General features: G+C 40.6%; 18 protein-coding genes. 6 read left to right on the top strand and 12 right to left on the bottom strand.

Annotation, left to right across the window (positions count from 1 at the left end; genetic code table 11):
- Positions 1-9: 9 nt before the first annotated feature.
- The 3 genes from pyrH to rpsB form a co-directional block, all read right to left on the bottom strand.
- Positions 10-759 carry a UMP kinase gene (pyrH, locus tag KG708_RS00965; RefSeq protein ID WP_016899281.1) on the bottom strand — a complete coding sequence of 250 codons (750 nt, stop codon included), beginning with the start codon at positions 757-759 and terminating at the stop codon, positions 10-12.
- Positions 760-917: 158 nt separating this feature from the next.
- Positions 918-1769 (bottom strand): translation elongation factor Ts, encoded by an 852-nt coding sequence (gene tsf, locus KG708_RS00960; RefSeq protein ID WP_213607714.1) that lies wholly within the window; start codon positions 1767-1769, stop codon positions 918-920.
- A 104-nt stretch (positions 1770-1873) separates the two neighbouring features.
- Complete coding sequence (gene rpsB, locus KG708_RS00955; RefSeq protein ID WP_008467525.1) at positions 1874-2602, bottom strand: 30S ribosomal protein S2; 729 nt, start codon at positions 2600-2602, stop codon at positions 1874-1876.
- 272 nt (positions 2603-2874) lie between these two features.
- Here rpsB and map point away from each other — a divergent pair, with 272 nt between their 5' ends.
- From map to KG708_RS00935, 4 genes are all read left to right on the top strand, one after another.
- Positions 2875-3660 (top strand): type I methionyl aminopeptidase, encoded by a 786-nt coding sequence (gene map, locus KG708_RS00950; protein ID WP_213607713.1) that lies wholly within the window; start codon positions 2875-2877, stop codon positions 3658-3660.
- A gap of 167 nt (positions 3661-3827) precedes the next feature.
- Positions 3828-6446, top strand: coding sequence for a [protein-PII] uridylyltransferase (gene glnD / locus KG708_RS00945; protein ID WP_016899280.1), 2619 nt, complete (start codon positions 3828-3830; stop codon positions 6444-6446).
- A gap of 9 nt (positions 6447-6455) precedes the next feature.
- Positions 6456-7283, top strand: a complete 828-nt coding sequence (gene dapD, locus KG708_RS00940; RefSeq protein WP_008467531.1) for a 2,3,4,5-tetrahydropyridine-2,6-dicarboxylate N-succinyltransferase — start codon at positions 6456-6458, stop codon at positions 7281-7283.
- A 265-nt stretch (positions 7284-7548) separates the two neighbouring features.
- On the top strand, positions 7549-8571 hold the full coding sequence (locus KG708_RS00935) for a tetratricopeptide repeat protein (RefSeq protein ID WP_213607712.1): 1023 nt from the start codon (positions 7549-7551) through the stop codon (positions 8569-8571).
- Between the two features lie 144 nt (positions 8572-8715).
- On the opposite strand, the gene KG708_RS00930 is transcribed toward KG708_RS00935, so the two are convergent.
- The gene (locus tag KG708_RS00930) at positions 8716-9507 is read right to left on the bottom strand and encodes a hypothetical protein (RefSeq protein WP_213607711.1); all 792 of its coding nucleotides are present in this window, start codon (positions 9505-9507) and stop codon (positions 8716-8718) included.
- Positions 9508-9761: 254 nt separating this feature from the next.
- Here KG708_RS00930 and KG708_RS00925 point away from each other — a divergent pair, with 254 nt between their 5' ends.
- The gene (locus tag KG708_RS00925; RefSeq protein WP_213607710.1) at positions 9762-11792 is read left to right on the top strand and encodes a BCCT family transporter; all 2031 of its coding nucleotides are present in this window, start codon (positions 9762-9764) and stop codon (positions 11790-11792) included.
- A gap of 63 nt (positions 11793-11855) precedes the next feature.
- Here the strand turns inward: KG708_RS00925 and KG708_RS00920 are convergent, their stop codons facing one another.
- The 8 genes from KG708_RS00920 to pspA form a co-directional block, all read right to left on the bottom strand.
- Complete coding sequence (locus KG708_RS00920; protein ID WP_013465435.1) at positions 11856-12200, bottom strand: 4a-hydroxytetrahydrobiopterin dehydratase; 345 nt, start codon at positions 12198-12200, stop codon at positions 11856-11858.
- A 34-nt stretch (positions 12201-12234) separates the two neighbouring features.
- The gene (phhA, locus tag KG708_RS00915) at positions 12235-13032 is read right to left on the bottom strand and encodes a phenylalanine 4-monooxygenase (protein WP_213607709.1); all 798 of its coding nucleotides are present in this window, start codon (positions 13030-13032) and stop codon (positions 12235-12237) included.
- A gap of 238 nt (positions 13033-13270) precedes the next feature.
- Positions 13271-14452 (bottom strand): methionine gamma-lyase, encoded by a 1182-nt coding sequence (megL, locus tag KG708_RS00910; RefSeq protein ID WP_213607708.1) that lies wholly within the window; start codon positions 14450-14452, stop codon positions 13271-13273.
- Positions 14453-14587: 135 nt separating this feature from the next.
- On the bottom strand, positions 14588-15616 hold the full coding sequence (locus tag KG708_RS00905) for a TIGR01620 family protein (RefSeq protein WP_213607707.1): 1029 nt from the start codon (positions 15614-15616) through the stop codon (positions 14588-14590).
- On the bottom strand, positions 15613-17031 hold the full coding sequence (locus tag KG708_RS00900) for a YcjX family protein (RefSeq protein WP_213607706.1): 1419 nt from the start codon (positions 17029-17031) through the stop codon (positions 15613-15615). The genes KG708_RS00905 and KG708_RS00900 overlap by 4 nt, the downstream gene beginning before the upstream one ends.
- A gap of 62 nt (positions 17032-17093) precedes the next feature.
- The gene (pspC, locus tag KG708_RS00895) at positions 17094-17492 is read right to left on the bottom strand and encodes an envelope stress response membrane protein PspC (RefSeq protein WP_013465440.1); all 399 of its coding nucleotides are present in this window, start codon (positions 17490-17492) and stop codon (positions 17094-17096) included.
- Entirely contained in the window at positions 17489-17722 is a 234-nt protein-coding gene (pspB, locus tag KG708_RS00890) for an envelope stress response membrane protein PspB (protein ID WP_008111014.1), read from the bottom strand. Before pspB ends, pspC begins: the two co-directional genes overlap by 4 nt.
- Before the next feature lie 63 nt (positions 17723-17785).
- Positions 17786-18445 carry a phage shock protein PspA gene (pspA, locus tag KG708_RS00885; RefSeq protein WP_213607705.1) on the bottom strand — a complete coding sequence of 220 codons (660 nt, stop codon included), beginning with the start codon at positions 18443-18445 and terminating at the stop codon, positions 17786-17788.
- A 186-nt stretch (positions 18446-18631) separates the two neighbouring features.
- Here pspA and pspF point away from each other — a divergent pair, with 186 nt between their 5' ends.
- The gene (pspF, locus tag KG708_RS00880; RefSeq protein ID WP_213607704.1) at positions 18632-19696 is read left to right on the top strand and encodes a phage shock protein operon transcriptional activator; all 1065 of its coding nucleotides are present in this window, start codon (positions 18632-18634) and stop codon (positions 19694-19696) included.
- The last annotated feature ends 5 nt before the right edge of the window (positions 19697-19701 follow it).

The raw sequence follows: 19701 nt of genomic DNA, 5'->3' as shown, positions 1-19701 counted from the left end.
AATCCTAATCTAGTTACTAACTTCATCTGAGGCTTGTGAAGAAATAAGGGTTCCTTCTTCTTCACCCATTATTACGCGTTTTAATGCGCCTGATTTATTCATATTAAATACGCTCAATGGCATATTATGGTCGCGAGCTAATGTAAATGCCGCTAAATCCATTACTTTTAGTTCTTTATCAATAATTTCATTGTAGCTTAAGTGACGGTAAAGTGTCGCATCTGGATTTTTAACCGGATCATCGCTAAATACTCCGTCTACTTTGGTCGCTTTAATGACTGTGTCAGCTTCAATTTCAATGCCACGTAAACACGCTGCTGAATCAGTCGTAAAGAACGGGTTACCCGTACCGGCTGCAAAAATAACAACGCGACCTGTTTTTAATAAGCTAATGGCTTCTGCCCAGTTATATGCATCACATACGCCATTTAAAGGAATGGCTGACATTAAACGGCAATTTACAAAGGCACGGTGCAACGCATCACGCATAGCAAGGCCATTCATGACGGTTGCAAGCATACCCATGTGGTCACCAACAACGCGGTTCATACCCGCTTCAGCGAGTGAGCCTCCACGTAAAAAGTTACCGCCACCAATAACTAAACCCACTTCTACGTCGAGCTCTACAAGTTCTTTAATTTCTTGTGCCATACGATCTAAAACTTTAGGGTCGATGCCGAAGCCTTCGTCTCCCATTAAAGCTTCACCACTTAATTTGAGAAGAACACGTCTAAAAATAGGTTTGCGATTGATAGTCATAGTTTTGGGGCCAACTTTTATTAAATTATGGATAAAAAATAACCGCGCTTATGTTAAACATAAAAGCGCGGTTATTTTAAAGAATTTCTAAGCGTGACGCAAAAGCAAATAGTACTTTAATTGCATGTATTTTCCTTTTGCATCACAAATAGTCAATCTTACTTAGCTTTAGCAGCGGCAATTTGAGCAGCAACTTCAGCAGCAAAATCTTCTTCTTTCTTCTCAATACCTGCACCAACTTCCATACGTACAAAGCCAGTCACTGTTGCATTTTTCTCTTTAAGAATTTCGCCAACAGATTTTTTAGGTTCCATGATGAAAGCTTGACCAGTAAGCGAAACCTCACCAGTAAATTTCTTCATACGACCAACAACCATTTTCTCAGCGATTTCAGCAGGCTTGCCTTCATTCATCGCGATGTCGATTTGTACTTGCTTTTCTTTTTCAACAACATCAGCAGGTACGTCATCAGGCGTTAGGTAGTCTGGGCTTGAAGCAGCAACGTGCATTGCAACGTGCTTAAGTGTTTCTTCATCAGCAACACCTGCAACAACAACACCAATACGCTCGCCGTGACGGTACTCAACTAGTTGCTCACCAGTGATGTACTGAAGACGACGTACATTGATGTTTTCACCAATTTTAGTTACTAGCTCAACACGGTCTTCTTCAAACTTAGCTTGTAAGTCTTCGATAGAAGTCGTGTCAGCAATCGCAGCATCAGCTACTTTATTAGCAAATGCTAAGAAGCTTGCATCTTTAGCAACGAAGTCAGTTTGACAGTTAACTTCCACAAGTACAGCAACACCCGCGTTTTGCTTGATGATGATAGTACCTTCAGCAGCGATGTTACCTGCTTTTTTAGCAGCCTTTGCAGCACCGCTCTTACGCATGTTTTCAATCGCTAACTCGATGTCACCATCAGTCTCAGTTAACGCTTTTTTACAATCCATCATGCCAGCGCCAGTACGCTCGCGTAATTCTTTAACTAGGGCAGTAGTTACAGCCATTAGTAAATCCTCAAATCTGAAATCAGGTTTAGATAAGCGGGTTACCCGCTCCACAAGAATAGCAAGTCTTCATCTTAAAAAGATGAAGACTTGATGACAGCTAATTATTCAGCTTCTACGAAGTCATCTTTTTCAGCTTGAGCAACGATGTTACTCTCACGGCCTTCAGTGATCGCAGCTGCAACAGCGCTAGTGTAAAGGTTGATTGCACGGATAGCATCGTCGTTACCAGGTACGATGTAATCAACACCGTCTGGGTTAGAGTTAGTATCTACGATTGCAACAACTGGGATACCTAGGTTGTTAGCTTCACGGATAGCAATGTGCTCGTGGTCAGCATCGATTACAAAGATAGCGTCTGGAAGGCCACCCATGTTTTTAATACCACCAAGGCTCTTTTCAAGCTTTTCCATTTCACGAGTAAGCATTAACGCTTCTTTCTTAGTTAACTTCTCGAAAGTACCGTCTTGGCTTTGAGCTTCAAGGTCTTTAAGACGCTTGATTGATTGACGAACTGTTTTCCAGTTAGTCAACATGCCGCCTAACCAACGGTGGTTAACGAAGAATTGATCGCTTTGTAAAGCAGCTTCTTTTACTGCTTCGCTTGCTGCGCGCTTAGTACCAACGAAAAGAACTTTACCTTTGTTTGCAGCAGCACTTGATAAAAACTTAAGTGCAGTGTTGAACATTGGTACAGTTTGCTCAAGGTTGATGATATGTACACGATTACGTGCGCCGAAGATGAAAGGCTTCATCTTAGGGTTCCAGTAACGTGCTTGGTGACCAAAGTGAACACCAGCTTGAAGCATATCGCGCATTGAAACGTTTGCCATTTTGTAAATCCTCTAAGTTGTTTAGGGTTAGGCCTCCACATATCCCATAGCACCAACACCGCAGTTAAATGAAACTGAAATGCACCCAAGTGTATGTGACGATACGTGTGTGTGTTAAAATAAAATTGTGTTTGCCTTAAATACAAAAAATCATTAAAGAATTTATTTGTAAAAAGACGGCGCGCTTTATACCATATTAAAAATAAATACTCAACGTCTCGTGCAAAAATTGTGCGACGATAATCATCTAAAAACGCAACTTTGGAGCCTCAATGAGCGCTGTGATTAAGACCCCTGAAGAAATCGAGAAAATGCGTGTAGCTGGCCGTTTAGCTGCTGATGTGCTAGAAATGATCGAACCACATGTGGTACCGGGTATCACCACCGATGAGCTAAATACAATTTGTCATGATTATATTGTTAATGTGCAAGATGCAGTCCCTGCCCCATTAAATTATCATGGTTTTCCAAAATCAATTTGTACCTCGGTAAACCATGTCATTTGTCATGGGATCCCAAACGATAAACCACTAAAAGATGGCGACAGTGTTAACATTGATATTACCGTTATAAAAGATGGCTATCATGGTGATACTTCAAAAATGTTTCATGTTGGCACACCTAACATTCAAGGTAAACGCCTTGCAGAGGTAACTCAAGAAAGCCTTTACCTTGCGATTAAAATGGTAAAACCGGGTGTTCGCCTTGGTGATATTGGTGCAGCTATTCAAAAATATGCAGAGAGCTTTAATTACTCTATCGTACGTGAATACTGCGGGCACGGTATTGGCAAAGAATTTCACGAAGAACCTCAAGTAATGCATTACGGAAAACCAGGTACAGGCGAAACATTACAAGCCGGTATGTGTTTAACAATCGAGCCCATGGTCAATGCAGGCAAACGCCAATGTAAATTACTAAAAGACGACTGGACTGTGGTAACAAAAGACCGTAGTTTATCAGCTCAGTGGGAACATACCTTACTGGTAACTGAAAATGGTGTTGAAATTTTAACACTACGATCGGATGATACTATCGATAGAATCATCGAGCACTAATAGTAGTGTGTGCTTAATCATAGTAATAACAGGCTTTAGCCTGCGTACAGATTAAGTGGTTTGCTGCAAAGGGAAATAACATGATTTATTCCCTTTGCAGCAAACACTGTATAAAAATAACTTAATCCAAGACTTATAATGCAGTCCATATATAGGAGCCAGCCTAAGTGGCATTACCTAACAAAGTAAAAAAGTTGCTCAATGATGCTCAGCAACTTAGCGAATACCGCGATTGCTCCGCCTATTTTTATAAATGGTTGCATAATGAATTCTCAAAACAACCCGTTGGTAATCTAATAAACGCCCGTGCAGAATTTATAGACCGGTTACTGATTAAACTCTTTCATGTTTTCGATTTAGCCCACGAGCCAGATCTCGCTTTAATTGCTGTAGGAGGTTATGGTCGCGGTGAACTTCATCCCTACTCCGACATTGACTTTTTACTGCTTGTTACCCAGCAACCCAATGACGATATTTGCGAAAAAATTGGCCAGTTTGTCACTATGCTGTGGGATCTTAATTTAGAAATAGGTCACAGTGTACGCACCATTGAACAAGCCATAGAGCAAAAACGTGAAGATGTTACCTTTGCCACCAGCCTACTAGAAAGCCGATTAATTTTCGGCAACCATATTGAATTCGAAAAGCTCAAAAGTCACCTCATCGAAAGGCCTGTATGGGGCTCTGGAGAGTTCTTTGTTGCAAAAGTACAAGAGCAAAATTTACGCCACAAAAAATGTCATGGTACGGCTTATAATTTAGAGCCTAATATAAAAGAAAATCCAGGCGGGCTGCGCGATTTACAAACCATTATTTGGGTTGCAAAAAAACACTTTAGAGCCGAAACCCTGCAAGAGCTGATAAATCACGGCTACCTAACTCACGAAGAATACCAAGAACTGTTAGAGTGCCTTGAAAATTTATGGAATATTCGCTTTGCTTTGCATTTAGCCGCAGGTCGCTCAGAAAACCGTTTATTGTTTGATCACCAGCCGCAAGCGGCTGAAATTTTGGGTTTTGGTAGTGATGGTAAAGCCTCTGTTGAGCGCATGATGAAACGCTTGTTCAGAATAATGAGCCGGGTTCGTGAACTTAATCAAATGCTACTTTCGTACTTTGAGCAAAGTATTTCACCAGACAGCAGCCAAGCCACTGTTGAAGAACTTGATCGTAATTTTGAACGCGTTGGCCATCAAATTCGGGTAAAAAGTCCGTCAGTATTTTTTAGGCGTGACCAACTTTTTGTATTATTTGAGCACATTGCTGATCACCCAGAAATTACCCATATATACCCAAGCACCATTCGAACTATCCGCCAAGTACGTCGTCGCTTATTAGGTGACTTACAAGATTACGCCGCGTGCCGCGAAGCTTTTTTACGCATTATAAAGCACCCTAACGGCATGGGCCGTGCGTTTACGCTGATGCATAAGCACGGCATGATTGCGGCTTACCTTCCGCAGTGGCGCAATATTTTTGGCCAAATGCAGTTTGATTTGTTTCATGCCTATACCGTAGATGAACATACCCATAAATTAATTAATAATATTTACCAATACTTCGATAAAACCAGCATTAGTGACTTTCCAATTTGCAGTGAAATAGTTACGCGCATGGATAAACCCGAATTACTGTATTTGGCTGGTATTTTTCATGATATTGCTAAGGGGCGTGGTGGCGATCACTCAGAGCTGGGCGCTGTTGATGCCATAGCGTTTTCAAAGCTGCATGGCTTTGCCTCTTCAGATGGTAAGCTCATAGCGTGGTTAGTAAGCAATCACTTACTTATGTCAGTAACTGCGCAACGTAAAGATATTAACGATCCCGATGTAATAAAAGATTTTGCATCGCGAGTAAAAACCGAACGCCAACTCGATTACCTCTATTGTTTAACAGTGGCTGATATTCGAGCCACCAATGACAACCTATGGAATGACTGGAAAAACACGCTGCTGCGCGAGCTTTATTTGCACACACAGCGCGCCTTGCGCCTTGGGCTTGAAAACCCAATGGATCAACGCGACCAAATTCGTGATAAAAAGCACCAAGCTAAGCAACGCCTGCTTAATTTGCATTATCACGAGGAGCAAATTGACTTAATTTGGAGCCGTTTTAAAGCAAATTACTTTACCGCTTTTAGTGAGCAACAAATTTCTTGGCATACTGAGCACTTACTCAAGTGTACTGATTTAAGCCAGCCCAGTGTTATCGTTTCTAATAAAGCGATGCATGGCGGTACCCAAGTGTTTGCTTATAGCCCCTATTCAGGCGCGCTCTTTGCTCGACTGGTTAGTGTTATTGGCTCTAAAAAAGCGCAAATTCAGCACGCCCAAGTACTGACCACCAAAGATGGCTACGTACTATTTAACTTTGTTATTTTAGAAGTTAATGGCGACCCGATTGCCAGTAGCCGCGCACAATCGATTAAACGCGGATTAGAGCAAGCGCTTCATGATCCACGTAAAAAAATACGCTTTAAAAAGAGCCGATCACAACGTTTTAAAGACTTTAATATTAAACCTAAAATTGTACTGCGCCCGCACCCTCGTAAGGATCGTAGCTTAATAGAAATTCAAGCGGTCGATATACCTGGGCTATTAACTAAAATAGCCGAGGTTTTTCAAGCTTACTTACTCCACATACATGCCGCACGTATTACCACGGTAGGTGAACGTGCAGAAGATTTCTTTGTGGTATCAAATAACGAATATCAAGCGCTGACTGATGAAGAGCAAGCAAAAATTCATCAGGCATTACGTAAAAAACTCAACGCCGAAATTGAATAAGAGGACACTATGTCAGATTTAAAAACCATGATTGAAAATGCGTGGGATAACCGCGATAGCATTAGCCCTGCTACAGTATCAAGCGATGTTAAACAAGCGATTATAGATGCGCTTGAGCTATTAGATAGCGGCGCTGCTCGCGTTGCAGAGAAAATTTCAGGCGAATGGGTTGTTCACCAGTGGCTTAAAAAAGCAGTACTACTTTCATTTAGAATTCGTGAAAATCAGCCAATGAACGACGGCGTAAACCAATTTTACGACAAAGTACCGCTTAAATTTAGCGACTACACGCCGGAGCAATTTCAGCAAGGCGGCATGCGCGTCGTACCCAACGCCGTTGCTCGTAAAGGCAGCTTTGTAGGTAAAAATGTCGTATTAATGCCCTCGTACGTAAACATAGGTGCATTTGTTGACGATGGCACCATGGTCGATACATGGGCGACTGTGGGCTCATGTGCTCAAATTGGTAAGAATGTACACTTATCTGGCGGCGTAGGCATAGGCGGCGTTTTAGAGCCGTTACAAGCGAATCCTACCATCATTGAAGACAACTGTTTTATTGGCGCACGTTCAGAAATTGTTGAAGGCGTAATTGTTGAAGAAGGCGCCGTTATTTCAATGGGTGTTTACATCAGCCAAAGTACCCGTATTTACGACCGTGAAACCGGTGAAATTCACTATGGCCGCGTACCTGCCGGCGCAGTTGTGGTTCCAGGTGCACTGCCTTCAAAAGATGGCAGCCATAGCTTGTATGCGGCTATTATTGTGAAAAAAGTAGACAAACAAACTCGCGAAAAAGTGGGCATTAATGCCCTACTGCGCTCGATTGATGATTAAAGAGCTGTTTTTAGCTATCCGCTACTAAGCAGATTGATTTTAAACCTAGGTTGGGTTGAGTAAAACGAAACCCAACGACACGTTAAAGTTAAATGTGTTAGCGAAAACTTAATTGTATAAAAAAGCCCTAAACTTTTATAGCATTAGGGCTTTTTAGTCGCTTTATAATACCTTTTTTCAACATCTGTACCTTTTAATAGTATTGCTTTGTCAACACCGATAACTATAGTTATAAGTACAATACTATGCTGTAAAGGTGACGCTGTTGCGATTATTCATTGTTTGTTGCTTTGCATTATTAATTTGCACACAAGTCATTGCTAGTGATTTCGCTGACTTTGAGCGTCACTTAGATGAAGCTGAAGATTATCTTATCGTAAACCCCGCTCAGTCGATTAAAATTCTAGAAAGTCTTTCAGCACGAGATAAATTACCGCCTAAACTGGCCATTCGATGGCATCTTTTATATGCCAGAGCAGCTGTACCTACAAGTCAGTACGATCAACTCTACAAGTCTATTGAGGACGTATTTAATTATCACCAAACTGACTACTTCAAACAAAATTTGACCACTATTTTGAGCGCGTTAGGTATTTGGCTTCGCCATGCAGAGTATCTAACCGATGCACACCATTCGTTTAAGTGTGCTTATCAATATGCACACAACGACCGCCAACGGTTAACTTTAACGAACAGCATGGCTCTTTTGGCAAGATCACAGAACGATCTTATTGAAGCAAAGGCACTTTACAAAAAGAGCTATCCATTGGCTAAACGCTTAGCGCTAACAAATATAATTGCGCTCATAGAAAGTAATTTAGGTTATATAGCACTTGATGAAGGCAATATAGCCGACGCTGAACGCTATTTTAGAAGTGCATTAAATAATAACCAAAACATTGATAAGCGCGCGGGGCAAATCTCAACCGGACTTAATTTATTAATGGTTTTTTTGATCCAAGAGCAGCAAATTAACTTTGAGCGACTCTATAGCCCAACAGCCACATTAACCCATGCCTTTCCCAACGAAACAAAACAAGCATTACTTCTTTGGCTTGAAATAGGCTACAAAAATTTGACTGAGGGCTTTATACGTCAAAAAGACAAACAACAGTTACAAACAGCGTATGAGCAATTAGAAAGTGATAAAATGAAACAACTGGTCGCGCGCTATTTAGCCAACAAACTAGATATAGCTGTAACCTTACCCGCTCCTATTGTCGCTAAAGACTTTAACAGCCCTTGGTTTGAGCTGGTAAAACAATGTGATTGGGAGAAAAGTTTATAGCTTTAAGTTGTCAGCGCTGAGTATTTCTGGGTTAAACGTAGGCTATACATATACCGAGACCTTAAAAATTTTAAAATAAACGCGTATTAGTTAAACTTTAATTGTATATTGATAGGGAATGGACCCTTAGGGACCTTTTTAATCTTATTGAAATCTTTCTGAATATAAATACTCATCTAGCTTTGAAACATCCTTTTTTAAACCTGCGATAACGTCTATATCATTGTATTTTAAACTAGCATCAAATTCAGCTTCCAAATTACTAGTTAGTCCTATTAAAAAGTTAGCTAAATTCTCTAAGTCATCAGTAATAAATGCTATCTTTGGTGTTCTAACTCTATATAGTTCACTTAAAATCATATTCATTTTAAAAAGACTTCTTTTTAACTCGTTTAAATTCTTAACTAAGCCCTCTTTATACTTTGCTTTGAAGGAGTGATTCATGGACTCAAATCCTTTTAGCCCTTTTTTATTTAAATCAAATAAATTTGAATGCTTTTCTACAAACTGGATGTTACTTTCTATATTGTCCATACTTATTATTGGTTGACCATTTAGCTCCTGAATATCATTAATAATTTGATCTATTCTTTTTGTAAGGGGAGTAAACATCAAGTTTCGATCTTGAGCTATAACGGACTCCTGATGTACCTCCTTAGTCTCTTTTAATTCTTGTGTAGTCGCTTTTAATTCTTTAACTTGAATTTTTATAGAGAATAAGAGAAGTAAAATAGTCGCGAAAGATAAAATCGGATTAACTAAACCACCGAAATAATCCCCCATAGCTCCCCAATCGCCCCGATTTGCTGCAGGGCTAAACCAACCAAAAGCATTATTATAATAATAAAAAGCAATTGAAACTGAAATTAGGATAAACCCTAATACCCATCTTGTACTTTTTTCTATAAAAATCATTTCATTATCTTTAGGTAACATTTAACTTCCTTATCAGACTCAACAATTGTATAAATTTCACAGTACCTAATCTTTCATTTTGTAACTGGAAAAGTAAAAGCACAAAATAACGACCAACATCATCTGGCTTTATCGCACTCAGCTAATTACTCTAAACTTTATACCTTCATCCGATATAAGTATATAAAACAAGCAACTGAATTAGCCAACAAGTGTAAGATATAATAAGGTAGGCAAGCATACTTGAAAGTTAGCAATTAATATTAAGGATTAATATGACAAAAACTGCTTTACGCTCAACCATTTTGCTACCTGTATTTTTGCCTGCAGTATTTATTATTCTACTTTTGGTGATTGGTACAAGTAGTAACCCTGAACTCGCTGGTCAGGTATTTAGTGTCGCCCTTGCGTGGATAACAGAAACCTTTGGCTGGTTTTATATGTTGTCTGTCGCTATTTTCTTGGTATTTATTGTCTCAGTCGCGGCTTCTAGCTGGGGGAATATAAAACTAGGCCCTGATCATGCAGAGCCACAATACAGCTTTGGTGAATGGTTTGCCATGCTCTTTTCTGCCGGTTATGGCGTGGCACTGCTTTACTTTGGTGTTGCTGAACCTGTGCTGCATTACGCATCCCCGCCATCGGGTGCGGCTGAAACCGTTGATGCCGCCAAGCAGGCAATGCAAATTGCCTTTTTCCATTGGGGATTTCATATTTGGGCTATCTATGGAATTGTTGGTTTAGTGCTTGCTTATTTTGCATTTCGCCATGGCTTACCACTGTCTATTCGCTCTGCCTTGTATCCACTTATTGGCGATAAAATTTATGGCCCAATCGGCCATACTGTGGATGTATTTGCCATATTAGGTACTTTATTTGGTATTGCCACTACACTAGGGCTTTCGGTTACCCAAATAAATGCTGGCCTACATTACTTATGGCCAAACATCCCTATTAATACCACAGTGCAAATTACCGCGATCGCCGTAATTACTGCGGCAGCAACACTCTCAGTGGTAGCCGGTATGGATAAAGGGGTCAAGCGATTATCAATTGTGAATATGACCATAGCGGTTTCACTAATGACTTTTGTGTTTTTAATTGGCCCAACTATTCACATCTTAGAATCATTTTTACAAAATACCGGCAGCTACCTAAGCGGTATTGTTGAGCGTACTTTTAATTTACAAGCTTATAGTCGCAGTGATTGGATTGGTAACTGGACTTTATTTATATTTGGCTGGACGATTGCGTGGGCACCGTTTGTGGGTATGTTCATCGCAAAAATTAGCCGTGGCAGGACCATCCGACAATTTGTTGTTGGGGTAATGTTAGTTCCCACTATTTTTACCTTTTTATGGTTTTCAGTCTTTGGTGATACGGCACTTAACTTAATTATGAATGAGGGGTTTGATACGCTTATTGGCGATGTACAAGCAAATCATGCCGTCGCATTATTTCAATTATTTGAAGTGTTACCACTGTCATTTTTCATTTCACTGCTCACTGTCATTTTGATCATAACTTTTTTTGTTACATCATCTGATTCAGGCTCTTTAGTCATTGATTCACTCGCCTCTGGAGGAAGCATTAATACGCCGGCTTGGCAACGCGTGTTTTGGGCGATACTTGAAGGCGCTGTAGCATCTGTTCTATTAGTTGCAGGCGGCCTCAGTGCTTTGCAAACTATGACTATAGTCAGCGCCTTACCCTTTGCTATTATTATGCTTATCGCAACTACGGGGCTATGGCGCGCTCTAAAAATTGAAGGCCACCGAGACAACAGCTTACAAGCACATACTCTAAGTAACCGTAACATTAATTTATCTCATTGGAAGCGTCGTTTAGCAGCCATGGTTGACTACCCTAATAAAGAAAAAGTGCACACATTTATTGGCACTGTGGTGGTAGAGGCAATGAAAGCCGTACAAGCTGAATTAAAGTCTCGAAAATGGCATGCAGTGGTGGAATTTGATACGAATTTAGGCCGCGCTCATTTAACGGTGCTGCGCCATGAACATGTTGACTTTGTTTACGATATTCGCCTCACTGAACACCCTATGCCGAGCTTTGCTTACTCAGAGCTGCGGACAGATAATGATAATACTGAAATGTATTATAAGGCTGATGTATTTTTACGTCGTGGTGGTCTGTCATACGATGTTTATGGCTATAGTGAAGATGGTATTGTGAAAGATATTCTTGATCAGTTTGAGAACTACTTACACTTTCTAGGTAATAGCCCAGGCGAACTTCCTTGGGATATGGCTGAGCATGATGACATGTTAAACGCAGATAAAACCTAAGTAACTAACCACACATAAAAAAGGCACTTTGCAGTGCCTTTTTGTTTATTCTAATCTAATTAATTACAGCGCGTTAAATACATCGTCTGTTTTAGCGGCACAAATAAAATCGTTTTTATGCAAACCTTTAATTGAATGGCTCCACCAAGTCACGGTTACTTTGCCCCATTCGGTTAATAGACCTGGGTGATGGCCTTCGTCTTCCGCCATATCGCCAACTTTATTAGTAAATGCAATGGCTTGCTTAAAGTTTTTAAACTTATAAACGCGCTCTAATTGCATAATACCGTCGCGTACTTCTGGCACCCAGTCAGGAATTTTTTTTATTAATTCAGCCAGTTCTGCATCTGATACTTTTGGCGCATCTGCATGGCAGGCTTCACATTTTTGTTCACTTAATGAAGACATTTTAAATCCTTAGTTTAGCGTTACTTTTTAAAAATTAACTAGCTAATTTTTCTTTTGGGGGAAACTTAGGGTCGTGCAAACCAAGCGATTTAGCTTGCTCAACTAAAGTCATTATATCCATTTGCGATATTTCAAACAGATCATGAATCGAATTAATGGTGTAGTACAAAGGCTGCATAATATCGATACGATATGGCGTGCGCAGCACGTCTAACACATTCATTGGATTGATTTCTGGTGTATTTGAGTACACGTATTGGGTTTCTCCTGGGCTTGATAAAATTCCGCCGCCGTAAATTCGTAACCCTTTTTCGGTTTGCATCAAGCCAAATTCAACCGTAAACCAATACATGCGCGCTAAATAAACGCGGTCTTTTTTCTCTGCCGCGTAACCTAGTTGCCCGTACTTATGCGTAAATTCAGCAAAGTCAGGATTTGTTAGCATGGCACAGTGGCCGAATATTTCGTGAAAAATATCGGGCTCTTGTAAATAATCAAATTCTTCACGGCTACGAATAAACGTAGCAACAGGAAACTGCTTGTTGGCCAGTAGTCTAAAAAACTCATCAAAGTCGATTAGTGCAGGTACAGGGGCTACTTGCCAACCTGTTGTTGCCAATAGCACTTCGTTTAGCTCACTTAGCTGTGGAATACGATCATGCGGTAGATTGATTTTTTTTAACCCTTGCATGTACTCGTCACAGGCTTTGCCTTCAATGCACGCAAGTTGGCGTGCTACAAGCTCAGACCAAATTTTATTTTCTTCATCGCTCCAGTGTATAACGCCATTTTCATCTGGTGTTTTAGAGGTGTAATTACTTGCTTTAGCCATAAATACCTTCTTTGGGTTTAAACCCTAAATCGGTGTCAAAATAATAGCCACGTGCTCGGCTATTCGATGTAGCCATACTATGCAAAAGTGAACAAAAGTTTAATAGCTTGACTTAGATCAATACTTTCGCAGATCACGCAGATCGTAAATTTATGATTACACCAAAGCAAAGATAAAAACACACCCTATATATATAAGCACTTACAGATCGAAATTACCGTAAATAATAAATTACACCTTACGCTATTTTAGTAAATGCTTGGTTGAGATCGTTAATAATATCGTTAACATCTTCAAGCCCAACTGATAAACGAATTAAACCATCACTAATTCCGGCTGCTAATCTTTCATCGGGTGTGTAAGGCGAATGGGTCATCGATGCGGGGTGTTGAATAAGCGTTTCGGCATCGCCTAAGCTAACCGCTAAGGTACATAGCTTCATGCTATCAATAAACTGCTCACCGTCGGTTAAACTCCCTTTAATTTCAAAAGCAATAACACCGCCAGCGGCTTTCATTTGCTTACCAATAAACCGATGACCTGGGTGTGACTTAAGCCCAGGATAGTACACTTTACTCACTTGAGGGTGAGCCTCTAAATATTCAGCAATCGTTTGCGCACTCTGACAATGACGCTCTACCCGTATAGCTAATGTTTTTAAACCTCGGTTAATTAACCATGCATCGTGTGGGCTAATCGTCGCGCCTATATCTTTTAACACCGTCATTTTAATATGTGTAATGTGCTCAAGGGATCCACACACAATACCTGCGACTACATCGCCGTGACCATTTAAATACTTGGTAGCACTGTGCATAATAATATCGATGCCGTATTGTTTAGGTGACTGCAGCAGCGGCGTTAAAAAGGTATTGTCGACCACACTTATTAAATTATGCTGTTTTGCTACATCACCAATAAGTGCTAAATCAATAACGGCCATCGTTGGGTTTATCGGTGTCTCTGCAAATATCATTTTTGAATTAGGCTGTATTGCAGCACGTAACTCATCTTCATTGGTCATATCCACAAAGGTGACTTCAATGCCCCAACGCGGCAACATATGCGCAAAAAAGGCAAAGGTGCAGCCATAAAGCGCACTTGATGCAACTAAGTGATCGCCTTGTGATAAAAAGCTCAGTACCGAAGCCGATACCGCCCCCATACCTGTAGCTGTTGCCGCCGCTGCCTCACAGCCCTCTAATTGCGCTACTTTTTGTTCAAGTTCAGTGGTGGTAGGGTTACCTAAACGCGTATAAATATAACCGGGCTCATCGCCAGCAAACCGTGCAGCACCTTGGGCGGCATTTTCAAAATGAAATGTCGATGTTTGGTATAATGGCGAGGTTAATGCGCCATGGGGATCATTGGCTTTTTGTGGGCCATGGATACATTGGGTGTGTGGATGATGCTTGCTCATTGTGTGCTCTCGTTTTTATTATGTGTGTCAATTACATAAATAAAACGCACCGCACTTTAAATCACAAGCATGCCGGATGCTCAGATGGCTATTTGTGCAAACTTTACTCAAAAAGCTGTACACAAATATTGCCAACTATTTACTCTGGGCTCTCTTTGTGCGACTCATAATTTTACTCGCAATCCCTTGAACAGTTTCTTTTAACAAGCTGCGTTTATTTTCAAGACGCGGTAATGGTCGGCTTAATTCCATGGCTTTATAGCCTATACGAGCTGTAAATATACCCGCACTGACGCCTTGTGCGGCTCGCCCTGAAAGTTTGCCTAATAGCTCAGCACTAAGTGCCGTGGCCGCTAAATCAGATACAAGCTCTGCACTGCCTACAAACATGACTTGTTTTAACAGCATTCGGTAGAGTTTAATGCGACTGGCGTAACCAAAACCAATGCCATAAATTTTACCTATTTGTTCAATTAATTTTGTACCGCGCCATAGCACCGCTATCATATCCACCAGCGCAAGAGGGCTTAATGCGACTAATAAGGCTGACTCTGTTGCAAAGCGGTTTATAAGCTTTTTAGCTTGGGTGTCTTGCGTTACCAGTAAGCTATTAGCGTAAAGTGTCATTATTTCTTTATCACTATGGTGCGTAGCAACTTGGTTTTTAAAGTTTTCAAAATTATCTAACTGCTGGTGCTTGTTCAATTTTTCAAGCCAAGGGAGTGCACCACCCACTTGCTCACTGTTTAATAGCCTATCGGCTTCATGGCGATGCAGCTGATTACGTTTTAAACTGCGCAACATCCGATACTCTCGCCATAACAATCTTGTTATTAATAGCAGAGCACTTACCACGGCGGTTAAATAAACACTGCCCAAAATAAGCGATTGCTGATAAGCAAGCACAATAGAAAACCCAAACTCTAGCAGTACTAAAATAATAAAGCTGAGCGCAAACACACCTTTGAGCGTTTGCCATTTTGACTTTTTATACACCGGCTCTAAATCAACTTCAGGCTCAAGCGCATCATCCTCAAACTCAGAGGTGTAATCACTTTGTCCGTGTTCAATAATTTTAGCGGGTGTTAACGCAGGCTCGTTTTGCTCAATACTTTGTGCACTAATACGACGCCCTGCTTGAAACTGTTGCGTTGACTCACTCATGTTAATTTATCTCCTAGCAAGTACTGCATCACATGATCTAATCGAATATGTTTAAGTTGCTTGTCGGGGCTTGGCATCGGCGAAAATGACAAAAATTCAAACCCTTGCGCTGGCCACTCACTTTTATTAAGCATTCTACTTGGCGGCTCTGGTGGTAAATAAGTCAGCCACTCATGCTCATTTAAAGGTTTACCGTAAACGCAATCAAGGGTTTGACCTTTATCAACCACTTGGCGAGGCTGGGTTGCGGTAATTGATGACATAGCCATAGTTTCAATTTGTACCCCATCAAACTTTAAATGATTACTTTGCTCTTTAACTAACGAATCGAGTAACAAGGCTAACGCTTTATGATGCTTAGCGCTGATGTGATCTGACTTATTAGCTGCAAACAATATTTTATCAATATTCGGTTTGAATAAACGTTTAAAAAAGCCAGACTCTCCATAACTAAAATGTGCCAACAATTGATTAATAACACGACTTTGCTCATGCAGAGTGTCATGGCCTTCATTTAATGCACTGAGTACATCAACCAACACAATTTGGCGGTCAAAGTGACGAAAATGCTCATTATAAAATGGCTTAACCACTTCTTTTACGTATGCATTAAAGCGTTTAATTAAATGCGCTAAATTAGAACCCGCCACCACATCATCTTTCATCATTTCAGGGTTAATTGGAAAAAATAACAATAACGGCGCACCTTGCAAGTCGCCTGGCATTAACATTCGTCCGGGTTGTAGCATCGCAAGTTTGGTGTCTTTTTTTAGCCCTACTAGCATGCGTTGATAAAGTTGTGCAATGTTAGCAAGCTCACTTTCATCCACAGGGGCATGTAAATCAAGCTGCTCTACGGCGTGTAAAAAATCGCCTGAGGTAGCGCTGCGAGGAGACTGATTTAATAACGGGTATTGCTGTTCACACCACGCAGTATAGCTTTGTTCAAGCATAGGTAAATCGAGCAGCCATTCGCCTGGGTAGTCAATAATATCTAGGTATAACGTTGATTGCGGTGAAAAATGACCTCGCAGTCCCGCATTACTTTGGTATTTAATTGCCAAACGTAAGGTGTTTATTCGTTCTGTAGATGCCGGCCAAGCAGGCTCACCTTCTATTGGTAATAAGGTATTTATGGCACGGTTATAATCAAAAGTGGGGACGTTTAATGCCTCTTGGGGCACAATTTTGGTAGCAATATGACGATGTTCACGCATCACATCAAAAAACGGTAAGTTGTTGTCATTGGCCTGAGAGGTTAAGTGCTTAACTAGCGCACTTATAAATGCGGTTTTACCACTGCCACTTAGCCCCGTTACGGCAAGCTTAACGTGTTGATCTAAACTACGATGCAGGGCTTTTTGTGCTTTGCCTTTAACACTTTTAAAGGTCTTTTTTGCAAATGATTGGCTCATAAAGTGTTTTACACCCTATCTGCCGTAATTAGTCACGTTACAAACAAGGTGCTTATCAATCCTTAAAGTTTATTAATTTCACGACTGACCGTAAATTCGCTTGAAGTAACATAACGTTCCATTTCCTGTAAGCGAACATCCACACGCGTTAAACGTTCTTTTAAATCTTGTAATGCGCGTCGAGGTGGCTCGCCCTTTTGCCATACTTTAAACTTCACTTCTAGTGGGTCATCGCTGTACGTTGAATGCGTTTTATGGGTTGCGGCAGGCTTTTTATCTAAAATAAACCACGCTGCAATATACGCTACCACAAATAATGGGCCACCCGTTAGCAGAACCGCACTAACAAATATAATGCGAACTAACCATAACTCCATATTAAAGTAGTCACTTAAACCGGCACATACGCCCGCTATTTTGCCGCGTTGTGGGTCTCTGAATAATTCGCGTTTAGTGTTCATACTTTTTGTCTCCACTGAGGTGACTCTTGATCAAGCAACGCTTCTAATGTTTCTACTCTATCAGCCATTTTTTCAGCTTTTTGTGCAAGCTCTAATAACTGGCGATGTTCATGCTCACTCAACCCTTGACTTACTTGCTTTTTGCTTCGGTAGTGTAAAATTAGCCAAAGTGGTGCAACAAAAATCATAAACAAGATAAAGGGGGCAACTAATATCTCTGGATCAAACATAATCCTCTCCTGACAATCCGTATTCAATGTTAATCTCAGGGGCACGTGGCCCCTGATATACTTTTATTTATTCGCGAGTTTCTTTTTAAGTTCAGCTAACTCGTCATCAATTTTTTCATTCTTTTGTAAGTCTGCAATTTCATCCGCTAACGTTTTTTTACCTAAATCGTAAGACTCTATCTGAGATTCTAGTCCATCAATTTTAGTTTCGTAGCGTTCAAAACGATTAAGTGCATCCTCTACTTTTGAACTATCAAGCGCTTTTTTAACTTCAAGGCGCGACTCAGCCGAGCGTTGACGTAAAATGATCGCTTTTTGACGTGCTTTGGCATCCGCTAGCTTCTCTTGTAATGTAGTAACCTCTTGTTGAAGCTTTTCAATATGAGACTCTACATGATCAAGTTCACTTTCTAGGGCAGCGACAGCATCGGCTGATTTTTGCTTTTCAAGTAAGGCTGAGCGTGCTAAATCGTCACGATCTTTGCTCAGTGCCAGTTCGGCTTTGTCTTGCCAATCGTTTACTTGGGCTTTTAGTGTATCTACGCGACGTACTAATTCTTTTTTCTCAGCGAGTGTTTTTGCTGATGTAGAGCGTACCTCTACCAGTGTATCTTCCATCTCTTGGATAATAAGACGAACCATTTTTTCAGGGTCTTCTGCTTTATCTAAAATGGCATTGATATTAGAATTAACAATGTCTGCAAAACGTGAAAAAATTCCCATAACATATACCTCTATTATTTAATCTAAATGTGTCTGCTTTTATTAGTATCAATATGCTTGCCAACTTTTAAAATTTAAAAATAGCAATAAGTTTCAAGCACTTAAATGAAAACTACAAATTACTTTTGTTATCTACCATAATGAAATACACTAACTGTTAGTAAAAATGACTAAGAGTTAGGAAATATGAGTCAATACCGCCAACAGGATAATTTGCTCGGCCAATCAGATAGCTTTTTATCGGTTCTTGATCAGGTCTCGCAGCTAGCACACCTAGATAAACCCGTACTTATTATTGGTGAACGCGGTACTGGTAAAGAGCTTATTGCAGCACGTTTACACTTTTTATCCAAGCGCTGGGACCAAAATTATATAAAACTCAACTGTGCGGCATTAAACGAAAACCTACTCGAAAGCGAGTTATTTGGTCATGAAAGCGGTGCATTTACCGGCGCCAGTAAACGCCATGAAGGCCGTTTTGAGCGTGCTAATAACGGCACCTTGTTTTTAGATGAGTTGGCAAATACTTCTGCCTTAGTGCAAGAAAAGCTGTTAAGGGTAATCGAGTACGGTGAGTTTGAGCGTGTGGGTGGCAAACAAACAGTTAAAGTAGATACTCGCTTAGTCTGTGCAACGAATGAAGACTTACCCCATTTAGCACAGCAAGGTGAATTTAGAAGCGACTTACTCGATCGACTCGCGTTTGATGTCATTACCCTTCCGCCGCTACGCGAACGCCAAGACGATATTATGTTACTGGCTGAGCAATTTGCAATGAACATGGCACGCGATCTAGAGTGGGCACTATTTAGTGGCTTTACGCGCAGCGCACAAGAAAGTTTGCTCAGTTATGAGTGGCCGGGTAATGTGCGTGAGCTCAAAAATGTAGTAGAACGCAGCCTTTACCGCCATGGCAATGAGCATATTCCTGTACATAAAATTATATTAGACCCTTTTGAAAGTCGTTTTAGACCCAAAGCACGTATTAAACATGCACAAACTCCTGTTGCAGTTCACACTGAACCGACTCAAACTCAGCCTACACACACACCTGAAATGCAAAGCTCAAATAGCCAAGAACCAGAGTTTCCTTGTGACTTAAAAACGCTCTCTAATGAATTTGAAATAACATTAATAAAAAAAGCATTAGAACATAGCCAATTTAATCAAAAGAAGACTGCAGAAGTACTGGGTTTGACGTATCATCAACTACGTGGTTATTTGAAAAAATACAATTTGCTTGAACAATAGAGGTT

It is taken from the genome of Pseudoalteromonas sp. (assembly GCF_018402495.1).
GTDB lineage: Bacteria > Pseudomonadota > Gammaproteobacteria > Enterobacterales > Alteromonadaceae > Pseudoalteromonas.
The sequence above is the reverse complement of the archived record's forward strand: the minus strand, read 5'-3'. Positions and strand labels throughout refer to the sequence as shown.

What these genes read in the sequence shown, in the direction of transcription:
- phhA (WP_213607709.1), bottom strand. Translation starts at nt 13,032, where the DNA reads ATGGCTAAAGCAAGTAATTACACCTCTAAAACACCAGATGAAAATGGC.
- KG708_RS00930 (WP_213607711.1), bottom strand. Translation starts at nt 9,507, where the DNA reads ATGTTACCTAAAGATAATGAAATGATTTTTATAGAAAAAAGTACAAGA.
- megL (WP_213607708.1), bottom strand. Translation starts at nt 14,452, where the DNA reads ATGAGCAAGCATCATCCACACACCCAATGTATCCATGGCCCACAAAAA.
- KG708_RS00925 (WP_213607710.1), top strand. Translation starts at nt 9,762, where the DNA reads ATGACAAAAACTGCTTTACGCTCAACCATTTTGCTACCTGTATTTTTG.
- pspC (WP_013465440.1), bottom strand. Translation starts at nt 17,492, where the DNA reads ATGAACACTAAACGCGAATTATTCAGAGACCCACAACGCGGCAAAATA.
- KG708_RS00905 (WP_213607707.1), bottom strand. Translation starts at nt 15,616, where the DNA reads ATGAGTGAGTCAACGCAACAGTTTCAAGCAGGGCGTCGTATTAGTGCA.
- pspF (WP_213607704.1), top strand. Translation starts at nt 18,632, where the DNA reads ATGAGTCAATACCGCCAACAGGATAATTTGCTCGGCCAATCAGATAGC.
- map (WP_213607713.1), top strand. Translation starts at nt 2,875, where the DNA reads ATGAGCGCTGTGATTAAGACCCCTGAAGAAATCGAGAAAATGCGTGTA.
- tsf (WP_213607714.1), bottom strand. Translation starts at nt 1,769, where the DNA reads ATGGCTGTAACTACTGCCCTAGTTAAAGAATTACGCGAGCGTACTGGC.
- pspB (WP_008111014.1), bottom strand. Translation starts at nt 17,722, where the DNA reads ATGTTTGATCCAGAGATATTAGTTGCCCCCTTTATCTTGTTTATGATT.
- KG708_RS00920 (WP_013465435.1), bottom strand. Translation starts at nt 12,200, where the DNA reads ATGTCTTCATTAAGTGAACAAAAATGTGAAGCCTGCCATGCAGATGCG.
- KG708_RS00900 (WP_213607706.1), bottom strand. Translation starts at nt 17,031, where the DNA reads ATGAGCCAATCATTTGCAAAAAAGACCTTTAAAAGTGTTAAAGGCAAA.
- pspA (WP_213607705.1), bottom strand. Translation starts at nt 18,445, where the DNA reads ATGGGAATTTTTTCACGTTTTGCAGACATTGTTAATTCTAATATCAAT.
- dapD (WP_008467531.1), top strand. Translation starts at nt 6,456, where the DNA reads ATGTCAGATTTAAAAACCATGATTGAAAATGCGTGGGATAACCGCGAT.
- pyrH (WP_016899281.1), bottom strand. Translation starts at nt 759, where the DNA reads ATGACTATCAATCGCAAACCTATTTTTAGACGTGTTCTTCTCAAATTA.
- rpsB (WP_008467525.1), bottom strand. Translation starts at nt 2,602, where the DNA reads ATGGCAAACGTTTCAATGCGCGATATGCTTCAAGCTGGTGTTCACTTT.